The 17,388-nt window shown below is 53.7% G+C and carries 17 protein-coding genes; 7 read left to right on the top strand and 10 right to left on the bottom strand.

Translation table 11 applies throughout. From position 1 onward, the window contains the following. Positions 1-166 precede the first annotated feature (166 nt). From ppdD to hofC, 3 genes are read left to right on the top strand one after another with little or no spacing between them, the layout of a single operon-like run. Positions 167-610 (top strand): prepilin peptidase-dependent pilin, encoded by a 444-nt coding sequence (gene ppdD / locus ACFQW4_RS15710; protein ID WP_101762101.1) that lies wholly within the window; start codon positions 167-169, stop codon positions 608-610. Continuing rightward, positions 610-1,998, top strand: a complete 1,389-nt coding sequence (gspE, locus tag ACFQW4_RS15705) for a type II secretion system protein GspE (protein ID WP_101762102.1) — start codon at positions 610-612, stop codon at positions 1,996-1,998. Before ppdD ends, gspE begins: the two co-directional genes overlap by 1 nt. Beyond that, the gene (gene hofC, locus ACFQW4_RS15700) at positions 1,991-3,190 is read left to right on the top strand and encodes a protein transport protein HofC (protein ID WP_377726112.1); all 1,200 of its coding nucleotides are present in this window, start codon (positions 1,991-1,993) and stop codon (positions 3,188-3,190) included. Before gspE ends, hofC begins: the two co-directional genes overlap by 8 nt. A gap of 33 nt (positions 3,191-3,223) precedes the next feature. On the opposite strand, the gene ACFQW4_RS15695 is transcribed toward hofC, so the two are convergent. After that, positions 3,224-4,264 carry a GMP reductase gene (locus tag ACFQW4_RS15695; protein WP_176970696.1) on the bottom strand — a complete coding sequence of 347 codons (1,041 nt, stop codon included), beginning with the start codon at positions 4,262-4,264 and terminating at the stop codon, positions 3,224-3,226. Between the two features lie 218 nt (positions 4,265-4,482). Here ACFQW4_RS15695 and coaE point away from each other — a divergent pair, with 218 nt between their 5' ends. The 3 genes from coaE to yacG are packed head-to-tail and all read left to right on the top strand — an operon-like array spanning position 4,483 to position 6,045. Continuing rightward, positions 4,483-5,091 (top strand): dephospho-CoA kinase, encoded by a 609-nt coding sequence (gene coaE, locus ACFQW4_RS15690; protein WP_101762105.1) that lies wholly within the window; start codon positions 4,483-4,485, stop codon positions 5,089-5,091. Positions 5,092-5,095: 4 nt separating this feature from the next. Continuing rightward, on the top strand, positions 5,096-5,839 hold the full coding sequence (gene zapD / locus ACFQW4_RS15685; protein ID WP_377726109.1) for a cell division protein ZapD: 744 nt from the start codon (positions 5,096-5,098) through the stop codon (positions 5,837-5,839). A gap of 8 nt (positions 5,840-5,847) precedes the next feature. Beyond that, on the top strand, positions 5,848-6,045 hold the full coding sequence (gene yacG, locus ACFQW4_RS15680) for a DNA gyrase inhibitor YacG (protein ID WP_377726107.1): 198 nt from the start codon (positions 5,848-5,850) through the stop codon (positions 6,043-6,045). Between the two features lie 27 nt (positions 6,046-6,072). Here the strand turns inward: yacG and mutT are convergent, their stop codons facing one another. Continuing rightward, on the bottom strand, positions 6,073-6,468 hold the full coding sequence (mutT, locus tag ACFQW4_RS15675) for an 8-oxo-dGTP diphosphatase MutT (protein WP_101762107.1): 396 nt from the start codon (positions 6,466-6,468) through the stop codon (positions 6,073-6,075). 188 nt (positions 6,469-6,656) lie between these two features. Here mutT and ACFQW4_RS15670 point away from each other — a divergent pair, with 188 nt between their 5' ends. Further along, positions 6,657-7,043, top strand: coding sequence for a response regulator (locus ACFQW4_RS15670; RefSeq protein WP_101762108.1), 387 nt, complete (start codon positions 6,657-6,659; stop codon positions 7,041-7,043). Positions 7,044-7,086: 43 nt separating this feature from the next. On the opposite strand, the gene secA is transcribed toward ACFQW4_RS15670, so the two are convergent. From secA to murC, 8 genes are all read right to left on the bottom strand, one after another. Continuing rightward, positions 7,087-9,792, bottom strand: a complete 2,706-nt coding sequence (gene secA, locus ACFQW4_RS15665) for a preprotein translocase subunit SecA (RefSeq protein WP_101762109.1) — start codon at positions 9,790-9,792, stop codon at positions 7,087-7,089. Between the two features lie 76 nt (positions 9,793-9,868). Then, a complete protein-coding gene (secM, locus tag ACFQW4_RS15660; RefSeq protein ID WP_338064763.1) occupies positions 9,869-10,369 on the bottom strand; it encodes a secA translation cis-regulator SecM in 501 nt (166 codons plus the stop codon). 274 nt (positions 10,370-10,643) lie between these two features. Continuing rightward, the gene (lpxC, locus tag ACFQW4_RS15655) at positions 10,644-11,561 is read right to left on the bottom strand and encodes a UDP-3-O-acyl-N-acetylglucosamine deacetylase (RefSeq protein ID WP_097094933.1); all 918 of its coding nucleotides are present in this window, start codon (positions 11,559-11,561) and stop codon (positions 10,644-10,646) included. Positions 11,562-11,662: 101 nt separating this feature from the next. Then, positions 11,663-12,817, bottom strand: coding sequence for a cell division protein FtsZ (gene ftsZ, locus ACFQW4_RS15650; RefSeq protein WP_008108602.1), 1,155 nt, complete (start codon positions 12,815-12,817; stop codon positions 11,663-11,665). A gap of 71 nt (positions 12,818-12,888) precedes the next feature. After that, the gene (gene ftsA, locus ACFQW4_RS15645; protein ID WP_007888634.1) at positions 12,889-14,145 is read right to left on the bottom strand and encodes a cell division protein FtsA; all 1,257 of its coding nucleotides are present in this window, start codon (positions 14,143-14,145) and stop codon (positions 12,889-12,891) included. Further along, positions 14,142-14,981, bottom strand: a complete 840-nt coding sequence (gene ftsQ, locus ACFQW4_RS15640; RefSeq protein ID WP_101762111.1) for a cell division protein FtsQ — start codon at positions 14,979-14,981, stop codon at positions 14,142-14,144. Before ftsQ ends, ftsA begins: the two co-directional genes overlap by 4 nt. A 1-nt stretch (position 14,982) precedes the next feature. Next, entirely contained in the window at positions 14,983-15,903 is a 921-nt protein-coding gene (locus ACFQW4_RS15635) for a D-alanine--D-alanine ligase (protein WP_137385156.1), read from the bottom strand. Beyond that, the gene (gene murC / locus ACFQW4_RS15630; RefSeq protein ID WP_101762113.1) at positions 15,896-17,371 is read right to left on the bottom strand and encodes a UDP-N-acetylmuramate--L-alanine ligase; all 1,476 of its coding nucleotides are present in this window, start codon (positions 17,369-17,371) and stop codon (positions 15,896-15,898) included. The genes ACFQW4_RS15635 and murC overlap by 8 nt, the downstream gene beginning before the upstream one ends. Between the last annotated feature and the right edge of the window lie 17 nt (positions 17,372-17,388).

Below are 17,388 nucleotides of genomic sequence, written 5' to 3'. Positions count from 1 at the left end.
GCCGCGTGTTAGTGCGGCAGATATGCGAGCTGGCTTCCAAAATGCTGTTATCTCCGCTGTAAATCTGACGATTCTCTGCGCGATGCTTTCCAGCCTCGCGCCGCCATGACTTCCGCTTTCCCTCGTCCTTTTCTACCGTAGCGGCTCCACAACAAGGAGCCTCACTATGGACAGACAACGCGGTTTTACCCTTATCGAATTAATGATTGTGATTGGCATCGTCGCCATTCTCAGCGCCATCGGTTTACCGGCCTATCAAAACTACCTGCAACGCGCAGCGCTCACCGACATGCTACAAACCATGGTGCCGTACAAAACAGCAGTAGAACTCTGTGCCATTGAGCGCGGCGGACCGGCGCAGTGTCAGGCAGGAGAACGCGGCATTCCGGTGGCCAAAGGTTCGCGCTATGTGGCAACGCTGAGCGTGGTAAACGGAACCATCAACCTGACCGGCCAGGAAAGTCTCAGCGGATTAACGGTTGAAATGCTGCCGATTTGGAGCGCAACGGATGGCACGTTGAGCTGGCAACGCACTTGTACCAGCGATAACAGCAGCCTGCGCGATAGCTGCCTCGAGCAGTTTCGCTTTGCCGACAAGGATGCCAACTGATGGACAACCCTAATAGTGCGCTGCACACGTTGTGCGCCCGTTATCAGGCGGTGATTCTGCACCATGACGCCACGCTACTGCGCGTAGCGGTAGCCGACACACCCGATCCGCTGCTGCTGGAAGCGCTACAGTTCGCCAGCCAGTGCAAGGTGGAGGTCGAGTGCTGGCCTGCGGCACGGCTTGAGCAGTTGCTGCACGAGCCGGATGCCGCTGCAGCACCACGTGAACAGGCCAGCGCTGAGTCAGCGATTAACGCGGTCGATCAGATTTTGCGCCAGGCCATTCAGCGGCGCGCCTCAGATGTGCATTTTGAACCGCAGCGCCATGGACTGCGGGTGCGTCTGCGCATCGATGGCGTGTTGCACAAACTACCGCAGCCTTCTGAAGCACAACCCGCTGCGATTCTGGCGCGCCTGAAAATTCTCGGAGGATTGGATATCGCCGAACGGCGTCTGCCGCAGGACGGACAGTTTACGCTGGAAATAGAGGACAAACTGGCGGCGTTTCGTCTCTCAACGCTACCGGTAAGCCAGGGTGAAAAAGCCGTGGTGCGGCTGCTACAAAGTGAAAACAGCGCCATCACCCTCGATAAACTCGGCATGCCCGCAGCACAGCTGCGTTTACTGAAAAATGCGCTGGCGAAACCGCAGGGTTTGATTCTGGTCACCGGACCGACCGGCAGCGGTAAAACCTTCACGCTCTATAGCGGGTTAAGCGCGCTTAATGTGCCAGAGAAGAACGTTTGTAGCGTGGAAGATCCGGTTGAGATCCCGCTGGATGGTATTAATCAAACGCAGATCCAGCCGCGTAGCGGGCTCGATTTCAATCGTGTGCTGCGCGCACTACTGCGCCAGGATCCCGATGTGATTATGGTGGGGGAAATCCGTGATGCCGAAACGGCCAGCATCGCCGTCAAAGCAGCGCAGACCGGCCATCTGGTGCTTTCCACACTGCATACTAACTCGACTGCTGAAACCCTGACGCGCCTGCGCCAGATGGATATTCCCGGTTATCTGCTGGGCCCCGCTTTGCAGTTGGTGGTGGCGCAGCGTCTGGTCAGACGCTTGTGCGTGCATTGCCGTCAGCCGGGACAAGCCATCGCCCATCTGCCGGCCGAACTCTGGCCGGGCACACTGCAAACCTGGCGAGCGCCGGGCTGTGATCACTGCTTCTCCGGCTATTACGGGCGGCTGGCGCTGTTTGAAGTCTTGCCGCTAACCAGCAAATTGCAGAATGCTATCTCGGCAGATATGCCGCTGGAACATCTGCTAACGCTGGCAAATGAACAGGGAATGAAAACATTGCTAGCTGCGGGGCTGGAAGCAGTAAGTCGTGGCGATACTTCTTTCGAAGAGATGCAGCGCGTGGTGGGACTGGGCGATGGCTAATCTCTATCATTTCCGCTGGCAGGCTCTTGATACCATGGGTGTGCTGCAGGAGGGCGAATCACTTAATGCCAGCCAGGATGCGTTGCTCAATCAACTCTCCGATCGCGGCATGCTGCCGGTGAACTGGCAGCGTGGAAAATGCTGGCGTTCGCGCGACTGGAAGTGGCAGCAAAAAATCGATTTGGTGCGGCAACTGGCGACGCTGCTAAAGGCCGGCTTACCGCTGGCGGAAAGTCTGATTCTGCTGGCAGAAGGCCATCCTCATGCCGGTTGGCGGGTATTACTGAAAGGATTGCAGCGCCGCGTCATCGCCGGTGAGCCCTTCTCGCAAGCCTTGCAGGAGTGGCCGCAGATCTTTCCCCCGCTGTTTCCCGCTTTGATGCAAGTGGGTGAATTAACCGGCCAACTCGACGAGTGCTGTCGCCAGCTGGCGCAGCAGCAAAGCAAGCAGCAATACTTACGGCAAAAAGTGGTGAAGGCGCTGCGCTATCCCCTGTTTATCTTGCTGGTAGCGCTCGCGGTCAGTGCTGGCATGCTGCTGTTTGTTTTGCCAGAATTTGTCTCTGTCTATGCCAGTTTTGATGCGCCGCTGCCCGCTTTTACTGCTGCGGTGATGTCGCTGTCAGAACTGCTGCAGAAGGCCGCGCTGCCGCTGTCGCTAGTAGGTGCCGTATCAGTGATGATTGTGCATCAGACTTATCGACGTTCGGTACCGTGGCAAAAGCGCGTACATCAATGGTTACTGCGTATGCCACTGTTATCTCCGCTGTGGCGCGGCGGGCAGCTCAGCCAGATATACGCCATCCTGCAACTTACACAACAATCCGGTTTGACCTTATTGCAAAGCCTGCAGGCGGTTGAAGTGACCTTGGTATCGCGATTGTGGCGCGATGCCATCGTTCAGTTGCAGCAACACATTGCTGCGGGTGCGCCGCTGCATCAGGCGCTGCAACAGCATCTGCTGTTTACACCTCTTTGTGCCCAACTCATCCGAGTGGGTGAAGAAGCGGGTGCATTAGATGTGATGCTGGCACGGCTGGCGGAGTGGCATGAGGCGCAAACATTAGCGCGCGCTGATGCTCTGGCGGCATCGCTGGAACCGATGATGATGGTGGTAATCGGCGGGATAGTTGGCACTTTAGTGATTGCAATGTATCTGCCGGTATTTGGTCTTGGTGATGCCATTCGATGACGGGCACGCTCGATGCGCGCCCGTTGTCTGAGATCAGCGAGTGAACACACGGTTCTCTTGTTCAGCGACGCGGATAAAGGTGGTGCGTTTCGTCAACTCTTTCAATCGTTCTGCACCGACGTAGGTACAGGCTGAGCGTAAACCGCCAAGGATATCTTTAACCGTCTCCTCAACCGGGCCGCGCACTGGCAACCGCACGGTTTTGCCTTCCGCCGCACGGTATTGCGCAACACCGCCAACGTGGCGTTTCATCGCCGATTCGGAGCTCATGCCGTAGAACAGCATAAATTTCTCACCCTGTTCTTCGACGATGGTTCCTTCACACTCGTCATGTGCCGCAAGCATGCCGCCGAGCATGGTGAAATCTGCACCGCCCCCGAAAGCTTTGGCAATGTCACCTGGAACCGAGCAGCCGCCGTCGCTGACGATCTGTCCGCCTAAACCGTGTGCCGCATCTGCGCACTCGATAACGGCAGAAAGCTGAGGATAACCAACGCCGGTCTTCACGCGTGTGGTGCACACTGAGCCGGGGCCAATACCCACTTTGACGATGTCTGCGCCAGACAAAATCAGTTCTTCCACCATTTCACCGGTAACCACGTTGCCTGCGCAGATGGTTTTACCAGGGAAGCTTTCACGCACGCGCAGCAGGAACTGAACGAAGTGCTCAGAGTAGCCGTTAGCAACGTCGATACAGATAAAGTTGAGCTGCGGTGATAACGCCAGAATGGCGGATAACTTCGTGAAATCTGATTCTGAGGTACCGGATGAGACCATCACATGACTCAGCACCGCCGCTGGCGCGCGCTGCACAAACGCCTGCCACTCTTGCACGCTGTAATGTTTATGCACTGCGGTCAGTACGTTAAAACTCGCCAGGGCTTCAGCCATCGTGAAAGTACCGACGGTATCCATGTTGGCGGCAATAATCGGTATGCCACTCCAGTTCAAGCCTGAGTGTTTAAAGGTGAAGGTGCGTTCCAGCTCAACCTCGGAACGGCTTTTCAAAGTGGAACGTTTTGGGCGGATCAAAACATCTTTAAAGCCCAGTTTTAGATCTTCTTCAATGCGCATAGCTGATTATCCTGGTTAGTGACGACGAACCGCGGTTCGGGTAGCGCTCACGGCTCCAGTGTCGTTATCATACGCGCCATTCGTTCCGCGACAAGACTGCGAATTTCACTTTATTTAGGCTACAATCCCTTAAATTTAGCTGAGAAAATTGATTGTGATCATGCTCTCATCTTGCTGTGGTTAATCGCCGCTCACGATATAAATTTTGCGAGAACGCTATGCCTTATACCGTTGCGCTCACCGGCGGCATTGGCAGTGGTAAAACCACTATTGCCAACGCTTTCGCAGCGCTAGGCGTTGATATTATTGACGCTGACGTCATTGCCAGAGAAGTTGTTGAGCCCGGAACGCCTGCCCTAAAGGCGATTGCTCAGCGTCATGGAGATACCATTTTGACGGCAGAAGGCACGCTCTATCGTGCGCGGCTTCGTGAAATTATTTTCCAACAGCCACAAGAGAAAAATTGGCTCAATCAGTTGCTTCATCCACTCATCAACGCCCGCACGCAACAATTAAAATTATTGGCCACCTCACCTTATGTGCTTTGGGTGGTGCCGCTGTTGGTCGAAAACGGCTTACAGCATCAGGCCGATCGCGTGTTGGTTGTGGATGTGGATACCGCCACGCAGTTGCAACGCACCCAACAGCGAGATGGTATTTCGCTAAGTCAGGCGAAAAATATTCTTGCCGCACAGGCTAGTCGCGAACAGCGTCGGGCCTGTGCGGATGACATCATTGATAACAGTGGTACGCCTGAACAGGTGCTACCGCGCGTTGCTGAGCTTCACCAGCGCTATCTACGCCTGGCAGCAACCGGAAAGGATTAACATCATGAGCACAATTGTTCTGTTTGAACACCCATTGAATGAGAAGATGCGCACCTGGCTGCGCGTCGAATATCTGATTGATCAGCTGCATGAAACGGTGCCGGTTAACGGTTCGGTATCAGCACTCGGCGTTTTCCGTATTCTTAGCGATTTACTGGATATTTTTGAGCGCGGAGATATGCGCACTGAATTGTTAAAAGAACTGGAGCGCCAGCAACAAAAATTACGCGCCTGGCTGGATGTGCCAGGCATTGATGAACTGCGCGTGAATGATCTGCGTCAGCAGCTGAAGCAATGCTCAAGCGAACTCATGGCGGCACCGCGCATGGGCCAACAGTTACGTGAAGATCGCCTGGTTGCTCTGGTACGTCAGCGTTTGAGCATTCCCGGCGGCTGCTGCAGTTTCGATCTACCCAGCCTGCACATCTGGCTGCATCAGGAGCAAGCGGTGCGAGATGTTCAGGTGAATGGCTGGCTGGCATCACTGAATCCGCTGCGTAATAGTTTGACGATGATCCTCGATTTGGTGCGTCAGTCTGGCATATTTCGTCATCAAACCAGCCTCAACGGTTTTTATCAGAATAACGCCGAAGGATCCGATTTACTGCGCCTGCAATTAACTCTGGAAGACGCGCTGTACCCACAAGTCTCGGGTCACAAAAGCCGTTATGCGATTCGTTTCCTGCCATTAGACAGCGAACGTGGAGAAGTACCAGCCCGACTGAATTTTGAATTAGCTTGTTGTTAGAGGAAGTTATGCCGGAAGAGATAATTACCGTACCTTGCCCCAATTGTCGTCGCGATGTGATTTGGGATGAGTTGAGCCCGTGGCGGCCATTCTGCAGCAAACGTTGCCAGCTGATTGATTTAGGTGAATGGGCAGCAGAAGAGAAACGTATTACCAGCAGCGGTGACCAGATGGACAGCGATGACTGGAGCGAAGAACAGCAGTAAAAAGTAAGGGGCTTAGCGCCCCTTCACTTAAATCTCGCCAGCCACTAATCGGCTGATCAATTCATGGTTCGCAGGCGGAAATTCATCCGCGACCAAATCCTGCTGTTCGACCCAACGCTGTGGCTGACCTTCACGACCATAAGGTTCGCCGTTCCAGCCTTCAACCAGGAAGAAATGCAGCGTAACGCGCAGATCTTCATAACTGTGATCGGCCTGACCAATCGCGCTTGCCGACGTGACTTCAATACCGGTTTCTTCCATCAGCTCACGCTTGAGCGCCTGCTCGGCAGATTCATCTTGTTCAATTTTTCCGCCGGGAAACTCCCACTTATTCGCCATATAGGAGCTTGCCGCACGCTGGGCAAGGAAGATTTGACGTTCTGTATTGCGAATGATGCCCACCGCAACCTGCAGGTGTTTCATAAGCTGGATTCCGCTTTTTTAATAAAATGAGCGCTGAGTGTAAATCAGACATCGAGTGATGTTAACCGTTGAGCGGAAAGTGACGTCCCACGCCCTACAAAAGCCAGTGATTAAGACATGTCGTAAGGATCGCAACCGGGAATGTTGGGAATACTCGCAGCACTTTCTTCTGTTAAACCCGACTACCTATGGAATTTAAAGAAACAACGTTTCTGGCGCAAACTACGCCGGAACAATTACATGCCCTACGCCATCTGGTATTTCATGACATCCTGACGTTAGACAGCGCAAAGAACACCTTAACATGGTGGCCTGAACACAAAGTTATTTCGTTGAATGAAGCGCAAAAACGATTCTTCTCCTGTCTGTTGCTGCGGATTACCTCGAAGCGTCAGATTATTGCCACCGTTTGGAATGAGAGCTATCCGAGCATCAGCGATAACAATTACCATCAGCTACTGTTCCAAAGCCGGGCGCTGTTGAAGCGAGCTGGCTTACCGGATGGTTTACTGGTCACGCTGCCGTATCATGGCGTGCGCCTAAATGAAGAGAAACTCATGGCGATAACACGCTAAATCGTCAGCAAAAAAAAAGGAGCCCGAAGGCTCCTTTTTTTTATCAGGCCAGACGGCCGTGGCACTGCTTGTATTTTTTGCCGGAACCACATGGGCAGAGATCATTACGGCCCACTTTACGCTCCCCGCCTTGTGCGGCTAACGCTTCGGCTGCTGCGGTGGCATCATCAACATGGCTCAGCTGCTGCTGTTGCGCTAAACGCTCCGCTTCTTCACGACGCTGCTGCTCCATCGCTTCCACTTCTTCTGGCATGCGCACCTGAACTTTGCTCAGGGTGCTAATCACTTCGTACTTCAGTGATTCAAGCATCGCCGCAAACATAGAGAAGGATTCACGCTTGTATTCCTGCTTCGGATCTTTCTGGGCATAACCGCGCAGGTGGATGCCCTGACGCAGGTAATCCATCGCTGCCAGATGCTCTTTCCACAACGAATCCAGCGTTTGCAGCATCACGCCTTTCTCAAAGTTGCGCATCATCTCTTCGCCAACCACTTCTTCTTTAGCAGCATAGCTTTCCGCGGCGTGGGTCATAATACGTTCGCGCAGCGTCTCTTCGTGAAGATCGGGCTCTTTATCCAACCACTCAGCAATAGGCAAGTTCAGATCGAAGTCGTTACGCAGACGTTCTTCCAGGCCGGCAACATCCCACATCTCTTCCAGTGACTGCGGCGGAATGTAGGTATCAATGGTAGTTTTGTAGACATCTTCACGGATGCTATTGATGGTTTCAGACACATCAGACACATCCAGCAGTTCGTTACGCTGGCTGTAGATGGCGCGACGCTGATCGTTGGCAACGTCATCGTATTCCAGCAGCTGTTTACGAATATCGAAGTTGCGGCTTTCCACTTTACGCTGCGCGTTGGCAATCGCTTTAGTCACCCATGGATGCTCGATTGCTTCGCCTGGCTTCATGCCCAGTTTACGCATCATGTTCGATACGCGATCTGAAGCGAAGATACGCATCAATGCATCTTCCATCGACAGGTAGAAGCGTGAAGAACCGGCATCACCCTGACGTCCCGCACGACCACGCAGCTGGTTATCGATACGGCGAGATTCGTGACGCTCAGTACCAATAATGTGCAAACCGCCTGCAGCTAGCACCGCATCGTGACGCAGTTTCCACGCTTCTTTCATCGCCTGAATCTGCTCTTCGGTTGGCTCGTCCATTGCGGCGAGCTCAGCCTGCCAGCTCCCGCCCAGCACGATATCGGTACCACGACCGGCCATGTTGGTTGCGATAGTAACCGCTGCAGGTTGACCCGCCTGAGCAACGATATCCGCTTCGCTGGCATGGAATTTGGCATTCAGTACGCTGTGTTTAATGCCCGCGCGCGTCAGTTCATTGGAAACGACTTCAGATTTCTCAATCGAAATTGTACCCACTAACACCGGCTGCCCTTTAGCAGTGCAGGCACGGATGTCTTCGATAATGGCGTCAATCTTCTCTTTCTCGGTCATGTAGACCAGATCGGCCATATCTTTACGCACCATCGGACGGTTGGTTGGCACCACGATCGTGTCGAGCTTATAGATGGAGCTGAATTCGAATGCTTCGGTATCTGCGGTACCGGTCATACCGGCCAGTTTCTCGTAGATACGGAAGTAGTTCTGGAAGGTAATGGAAGCCAGCGTCTGGTTTTCATTCTGGATTTCCACGCCTTCTTTCGCTTCAACCGCCTGATGCAGACCATCTGACCAGCGGCGACCTTGCATGGTACGACCGGTGTGTTCATCAACGATGACCACTTCGCCATCTTTAACGATGTAATCAACATCGCGGGTGAAGAGTGCATGAGCACGCAGCGCCGCAGTAACGTGGTGCATCAGCATGATGTTGGTTGGGGAGTAGAGTGACTCACCCTCTACCATGATGTTTTGGCTAACCAGTAGCTCTTCAACTTTTACCAGGCCGCGCTCGCTCATGTGTGCCTGGCGCGCTTTTTCATCGACCCAGAAATCGCCTTCGCCCTGGAAGGTTTCAGAGTCTTCTTTTTCCTGACGCACCAGATGCGGGATGATCTTGTTAACTTTGGTATACAGCTCAGAGCTGTCTTCCGCCGGACCAGAGATGATCAGTGGCGTACGTGCTTCATCGATCAGGATTGAGTCGACTTCATCCACCAATGCGTAATGCAGCTTACGCTGCACGCGCTCTTCCGGACTGAACGCCATGTTGTCGCGCAGGTAGTCGAAGCCGTATTCGTTGTTGGTGCCGTAGGTGATGTCAGCGGCATAAGCTGCACGCTTAGCCACGGCTGGCATGTTTGGCAGGTTAATGCCGATGGTCAGGCCAAGGAATTCAAACAGTGCACGGTTATTTTCGGCGTCACGCTGCGCCAGATAGTCGTTGACGGTAACAACGTGCACGCCTTTGCCGCTCAGCGCGTTCAGGTAAGCGGGCAGGGTCGCGGTCAGGGTTTTACCTTCACCGGTGCGCATCTCTGCGATGCAACGTTCGTTGAGCACCATGCCGCCAATCAGCTGCACATCAAAGTGACGCATACCGAAGACGCGCTTACTTGCTTCACGTACGGTGGCAAAGGCCTCAGGAATCAGGCTCTCAAGGCTTTCGCCTTTTTTCAGGCGCTCGCGGAACAGGTCAGTTTTCGCTTTCAGTTCATCGTCAGAGAGCTTTACGAAATCCGGCTCCATCTTATTGATGACGTCGACGATTTTGCGCATACGGCGCAGAGTACGATCATTGCTGCTGCCGAATACTTTAGTTAATAATTTGATTAACATGATAAATTTTTCTCAATTCAGCCGTGATTTCACGGGCTGCAAAATCTGATTCAGGATGTGGAAAAAACGTTAGCAGTTAAGCAATGAAAGGCCCGGCGCGGATGCCATGAATAGCAGCTTGCCAATCAGCAGAGGAAAGGATTTGTGGTTCGTTGTGACGCAGGTTTTGTTGCGGCTCAACAACAGTCAGCGATTGCGCCGGAGAAGTCAGCAACGCCTGAAGCGAACCTATCAACGCCAGCTTTTGTGCCGCCAGCGGCACAGCTTGATCGGCTTCCGCCTGAGCGGGCGGCGTCATACTAAAGGAAAGGTGGCGAATAACGGTGCGAATCGCATGCTGGTGCCAGTAATCGACGTTGAAATTCGGTCGACGCGCGCTTTCCTGCAGACGAATCAGATGGTCAAAATGGACAACATTGCCGACAAACAGGCTGCTGATCGGCGAATCATTTGCTTTCGGCTCAGAACTTTGCGCACAGGCAGGCAAACCTAAACTGGCCGCCACCATCCCCAACAGGAGATGTGGCCAGAAATAGCGTCTGCCTAATTGTCGCCAGCGTGAGAAAATCCCGATCACAATCCGTCCACAATGCATTGAATAAAGTAATAAAGCGGTAGCAAAAATCTGCGTTACCCAGCTTATGTGAGCGCCAGATGATAGCACTTATGTGGGGCTACGACACCAGTGATTAAAGGGGCTTCGGCGGAATTCACGTTTTTTTGTACAGGGTTTCGCCAGTTGCTACAGCGAATTGAGATCGGCTTGGCAGGAATAAAAATGAGGCAATAAAAAACGGCAGGTTAAACTGACCGGAGAGGGTGTCAGCGAAACCTGCCGTTTTATGTCTGACTTACGCCAGAACTAAATTTGGTGCTTTGAATGCCAGTGGCAGTTCAGCTTCATCTTCGAAGGTCGCCCATTCCCAGGCTTCCTGTTTAGCCAGAACCGCTTGTAGCAACTTGTTGTTCAACGCATGGCCCGATTTAAAGGCGGTAAACGCGCCAATAACATTATGACCGCACATGAACAGGTCGCCGATCGCATCGAGCATTTTATGACGAACAAATTCGTCTTCAAAGCGCAGACCGTCTTCGTTTAATACGCGGAAATCATCAAGGCCAATCGCACAATCTAAACTACCGCCCAGGCACAGGCCTTTAGACTGCAGATATTCGATTTCACGCATAAAGCCAAAGGTGCGCGCACGGCTGATTTGGCGAACAAAGTTCTCAGCCGAGAAGTTGAGCTGGTAACGCTGCGAGCTTGAGTCGATTGCTGGATGTTTGAAGTCGATAGTAAAGTCGAGTGAGAAACCGTTATACGGCTTGATCTCGGCCCACTTATCGCCATCTTCCACACGCACCGTTTGCTTAACGCGTACGAATTTCTTCGCGCTGCTTAGCTCTTCGATGCCAGCGTCCATCAGCAAATAGACAAAAGGCGCGGCACTGCCATCCATGATCGGGATTTCCGGTGCATCAACTTCAACAATAATGTTGTCGATGCCCAAGCCCGCCAATGCGGCGTTCAGGTGTTCAACGGTTGAAATACGCACGCCTTCATCGTTCACCAGGCAAGTACTCAGCATGGTGTCGCGCACATATTTTGCATCAGCCGGGAAATCTACCGGTGGATTCAAGTCAGTGCGACGATAGATGACCCCGGTGTTAGCCGACGCAGGGCGTAACGTCAGTGTGACTTTCTTGCCGGTATGTAAACCGACACCTGTCGCCTGAACAATACGTTTTAATGTCCTTTGTTTGATCATCGCTTTATCTCGCAATATTACCTGTCCGACCGCCAGTATAAATTACCAGCGGGCGAATACTTTAGCACAAAGAGCGGAGAATCCCAATTCTCGGGATATTCTTAATCAGCCTGCTTACGCAAGAAGGCTGGAATATCAAGGTAATCGGGTTCTTTGCTGGATGCCGCCGGTTGGTCATTCACCACTTTCGCAGCTGGTTTCTGCTCCTGCGGCAGCGGCGCCATGCCGTGCTGCTGGTAGCGATGATCCATCACTGGCTGAGTGGCCGGCTTGTTGGTCACCAGCGTGATTTCCGGACGCTTATCCATGCCGATGCCGGTTGCAACTACGGTCACACGCAGTTCGTCGTTCATCTCTGGATCCAGAGAAGTACCGATAACCACGGTTGCGTTGTCAGAAGCGAAAGCGCGGATGGTGTTACCCACGGTTTCAAACTCATCAAGACGCAGGTCGAAGCCTGCAGTAATGTTGACCAGCACGCCGCGCGCGCCAGACAGATCGATGTCTTCCAACAGCGGAGAAGAGATAGCCATCTCTGCCGCTTCTTCCGCACGATCTTCACCACATGCCACGCCTGAACCCATCATGGCGTAACCCATTTCTGACATCACGGTACGCACGTCCGCAAAGTCAACGTTCATCAGGCCAGGACGGGTAATCAGTTCAGCGATACCCTGTACAGCGCCTTTCAATACGTCGTTGGCTGCGCCGAACGCATCCAACAGAGAAATACCGCGACCCAGAACTTTCAGCAGCTTGTCGTTTGGAATAGTAATCAGCGAATCGACATGCTTAGACAGTTCAGCGATACCTTGCTCAGCAAAAGCCATACGCTTTTTGCCTTCAAAGTTGAACGGTTTAGTTACCACCGCAACGGTCAGGATACCCAAATCTTTTGCCACTTCAGCCACAACTGGCGCTGCACCAGTACCGGTACCGCCGCCCATGCCAGCTGCGATGAACACCATGTCTGCACCATCCAGCGCAGCACGCAGTGCTTCGCGATCCTCTTCTGCAGAGTTGCGGCCCACTTCTGGGTTCGCACCTGCACCAAGACCTTTGGTGATATTGGTCCCGATCTGGATCGTCTGGCCGACCGCTGTCTTACGCAACGCTTGCGCGTCGGTGTTCACAGCGAAGAATTCCACACCTTCGATACGCTCGCGTACCATGTGCTCTACGGCGTTGCCACCGCCACCGCCGACGCCGATGACTTTAATCACCGCGTCATTGGTTAATTCCATAGGTTCAAACATGATTTCTCTCCGTTATGTGCCTGTCGCCTGGAGATCATAAACATTGCCAGCATGATCTCCTTTTTCAAAAATTAAAACTCTTTCTTCAGCCAGCTGTTGATTCGCTTGAACCAGTTGCCCACTGAAGCACGTTTTTCCGTTTCTGCATCACCGTTCATGTGTGACTCTTTGCCGTAATGCAGCAGGCCAACCGCCGTAGAGTAATACGGCTCCTGCGCATAGTCCGTCAGGCCGGTGATATTAAGCGGCTGTCCGATGCGCACTTGCGTGTGGAACACGCGCTGTGCGCAGGCTGCCAAACCTTCAATCTGCGCCGCACCACCGGTCAGCACGATACCGGCCGCCAGATGATGTTTTACGCCTTGCTGGCGCAGCTGCTCCTGTAATTGCAGAATCTCGTCGTTGACCAGATTCAACAGTTCGGTGTAACGCGGCTCGATGACTTCAGCCAGCGTTTGACGCTGCAGGCTACGTGGTGGACGTCCACCTACGCTCGGCACTTCGACATTTTCGTCTTTGCCGACAATTGAGCCCAATGCACAACCGTGACGCACTTTAATCGCTTCTGCGTCGGTCGGCGGTGTACCAAAAGCGTAAGCGATATCGCTGGTTACCACGTTCCCGGCATACGGGATCACTTTGGTGTGACGCAGTGCACCGCCAGTATAGACAGCGATATCCATTGTACCGCCACCGATATCAACAACACAGACGCCCAGCTCACGTTCATCTTCCGTCAGTACGGAGAAACTGGATGCCAACCCGGCAAAAATCAGTTGGTCAACTTTCAGGCCGCAACGTTCAACGGCTTTGACAATATTTTTTGCCATATCGTTGTGGCACGTGATCAAATGTACTTTCGCCTGCATACGTACGCCAGAAAGTCCCACTGGATTCTTAATGCCTTCCTGATAATCGATGGCATATTCCTGCGGGATAACATGCAGAATACGATGCTCATCGCGTACGCGAACGGATTTCGCCGTATGCACCACGTTCTCTACATCATCCTGAGTCACTTCCTCTTCCGAAATCGGAACCATCCCGATTTCGTTCTGGCAACTGATATGTTTGCCCGATAAAGCAAGGTAGACCGAGGAAATCTGGCAGTCCGCCATCAATTCAGCCTGATCGATGGCGCGCTGTACGCATTTCACCACCGATTCCAGATCGTTTACGCCGCCTTTATCCATGCCGCGAGACGGGCAACTGCCCACCCCAATAATATTGACCATACCATCGGGCAGAATTTCCCCAACCAGGGCGGACACCTTCGCGGTGCCAATTTCGAGTCCTACTACCAGTTTTCTGTCCGTTGCCTTGATCATTGTGGTTTAGCCTGTGCCTGGTTCTGTTGCTGATTACTGTCCTGTGGCTCTATCGGTGCAGCGGCCCAACCGACTGCGGCGCCCGAATCGTAGCGCAAATCAACGTACGTGATGCGCTGGTTCTGACTTTGGCCCTGCTGCTGCAAATCCGGATAAAGCTCAATAAAACGGTTCAGACGCTTCATGGTATCGCTACGACCTAATTCGATGCGCACATCGTCACTGGTCACTAACTGCCACGAGCGCCGCGCCGTCATCGACGCGACCTTCAGGGTAAACTTGTTAGCCTTTAATACATCACTCATGGTGTGATAGCCGGCTAACACCTCGTTTTCACTGCCTTCCGGACCGTACAGCATCGGCAACGTTTCTTTGCCAACGTGACTGGCCGGAACGCTGAAGGAGACGCCAGCTGCGTCCACCATATGTGAGTCATTCCAGCGTGCAACCGGAACATACTCCACCAGATTTATCTTCAGCTCATCAGGCCACTGCTTGCGCACACTGACCTGCTTAATCCAGGGTAAACGCTCAATCTGCTGCTGGATGATATCCACGTTCTGCGACATGAAGGTTCCCGGCGCGCCAAGCGATAAAATGGCCTGACGAATATCATCATGCGTGGTGTAGTGGGTTTGCCCGGTCACCACCAGCTTCGATAACGGCAAGCGTGACGCGTCATTCATCCACTTCAGCACCACGAGGCCACCCGCCACCATAATGCCCAACACAATCAGCAGGAACACCATGCCAAACAGTCGCGCACCGTTGCTGCGCCCGGAGCGTGTCCGCTCCTGAGGTTCGCGATTGCGTACTCGTATCGCTGCCTGAGACATATCAGTCAGCCAGCTCCAGAATACGCGCCACCAGCTGCGGGAAGCTGTATCCCGCTTGCTTAGCGGCCATCGGCACTAAACTGTGGCTGGTCATGCCGGGCGAAGTATTCACTTCCAGCAGCTGGAAGTTGCCCTCACCGTCAGCCATCACGTCCACGCGACCCCAGCCGCTGCAACCCAATGCGCGCCAGGCTGACCACACCAACGTCTGCAATTCTGCTTCCTGCTCGGCGCTTAATCCGCTCGGGCAGAAGTATTCAGTATCGTCAGAAATGTATTTAGCTTCATAGTCATAGAACTCGCTGGCGGTTTTAATTCTGATAGAAGGCAGAATTTGCTCACCCACGATGCCCACGGTGTATTCCGCGCCGCTCAGAAAAGCTTCGATCAGCACGTCATCATCATGACGAAAGGCTTCTTCAAGCGCTGCGGGTAATGCATCCGCATGGTTCACGCGGCTGATACCGACGCTAGAACCTTCGCAGCTTGGCTTGACAAATAGCGGTAAACCCAGCGCCTCAATGGCTTTGGTAGTATCCGCGTTTAAACCTTGTTCATGCTGCTGACGCGTCAGCCAGACAAATTTGCCTGAAGGTAATCCCCTGCCCTGCCACAGCAATTTGCTGCGCAGCTTATCCATGGTGATGGCGGAAGCCATCACACCGCTGCCGGTATAGGGCAGTTGCAGAAACTCCAGCACCGCTTGCAGCGTGCCGTCTTCGCCACCACGACCGTGCAAAGCAATAAACGCTTTAGCGAAGCCTTGCTGTTTCAGGTCAAGCACCGACACATCACGCGTATCGACTGCATGCGCATCAATGCCCATTTCACGCAGTCCGGCCAGCACTGCCGCACCGGACATCAGCGACACATCACGCTCGGCCGAGGTGCCGCCCATCAATACTGCAACCTTCTCAGTCATGGCGCGCCTCCGACTTAACGGCAGGCTGTAATTCGTTTTCGGCCAGCTTGCGGGCAATCTTGCCGATGTTGCCTGCACCCTGCACGATCACCAGATCGTCGCCCGACAGCAACGGTGCCAGCGCATCTGGCAGTGCGTCATGCTCAGAGACCAGAATCGGATCAACTTTGCCACGGTTACGAATCGCGCGGCACAGCGAGCGGCTATCAGCGCCGGGAATCGCCGCTTCACCCGCCGGATAGACATCCAGCATCAACAACACATCCACCTGCGACAGCACATTAGCGAAATCATCAAACAGGTCACGCGTACGCGTGTAGCGATGCGGCTGGAACACCATCACTAGCTTCTTGTCAGGCCAGCCCGCACGTGCGGCTTTGATGGTGACATCCACTTCGGTGGGATGGTGGCCGTAATCGTCGACCAGCATCGCACTGCCTGGATTACCATTGACGGCGGCGGTATCGAACTCGCCCAGCACGTCAAAGCGGCGTCCGGTGCCCTGGAAGCTCTCCAGCGCGGCCAGAATCGCGTTATCTTCAATCCCCTCTTCGCTGGCAACAGCTACCGCGGCGGCTGCGTTCAGCGCGTTATGACGGCCAGGCGCATTCAGCGTCACTTTCAGCACCGGCTTATCCTGACGAATAATGGTGAAGTGTCCTTGTGCGCCACGCTGCTCGTAATTCTCGATACGCACATCCGCGTCATCGCTGAAGCCGTAGGTGGTTACCTGGCGGCCTACGCGTGGGATCAGGTCACGAATCACTGCATCATCCACGCACATTACCGCGCGTCCATAGAATGGCAGGTTGTGCAGGAAGTTAATGAACGTCTGCTTCAGGTTCTCGAAATCGCCCTGATAAGTGTCCATGTGATCCGCTTCGATGTTGGTGACAATTGCCACCATCGGTTGCAGATGCAGGAAGGACGCATCACTTTCATCTGCTTCAGCAATCAGATAACGGCTGCTGCCCAGGCGCGCATGCGTGCCTGCGGCTTTAACCAAGCCACCGTTAACGAAGGTGGGATCCAGCCCGCCTTCCGCGTAAATGCTGGTCACCATCGCGGTGGTGGTGGTTTTACCGTGCGTGCCCGCAACCGCAATGCCGTGACGGAAACGCATCAGTTCAGCCAACATCTCAGCACGACGAATCACGGGAATACGCTGCTCACGAGCGGCAACCAGTTCAGGATTATCCTGCGCTACAGCCGTCGACACCACGACAACGCTGGCATCGGTGACGTTTTCCGGACGATGGTTGAAATAAATCGTCGCACCCAGCGCAGCCAGATGCTGTGTCACCGCGTTCGGCGCCAGATCAGAACCGCTGATGTGATAGCCTTCGTTCGCCAACACCTCGGCAATACCGCCCATGCCAGCACCACCGATGCCGACAAAGTGAATGTGCCGGACGCGACGCATCTCGGGCACAATAGAACGCAGTTTTGCCAATTGTTGTGTATTCATCTGTTTCAATTACCTGT

This window comes from Pantoea sp. GCM10028869, assembly GCF_042666835.1.
Taxonomy (GTDB): domain Bacteria; phylum Pseudomonadota; class Gammaproteobacteria; order Enterobacterales; family Enterobacteriaceae; genus Pantoea; species Pantoea leporis.
Note: the sequence above shows the minus strand (reverse complement) of the source record. Positions and strands in the feature narration are given on the sequence as shown.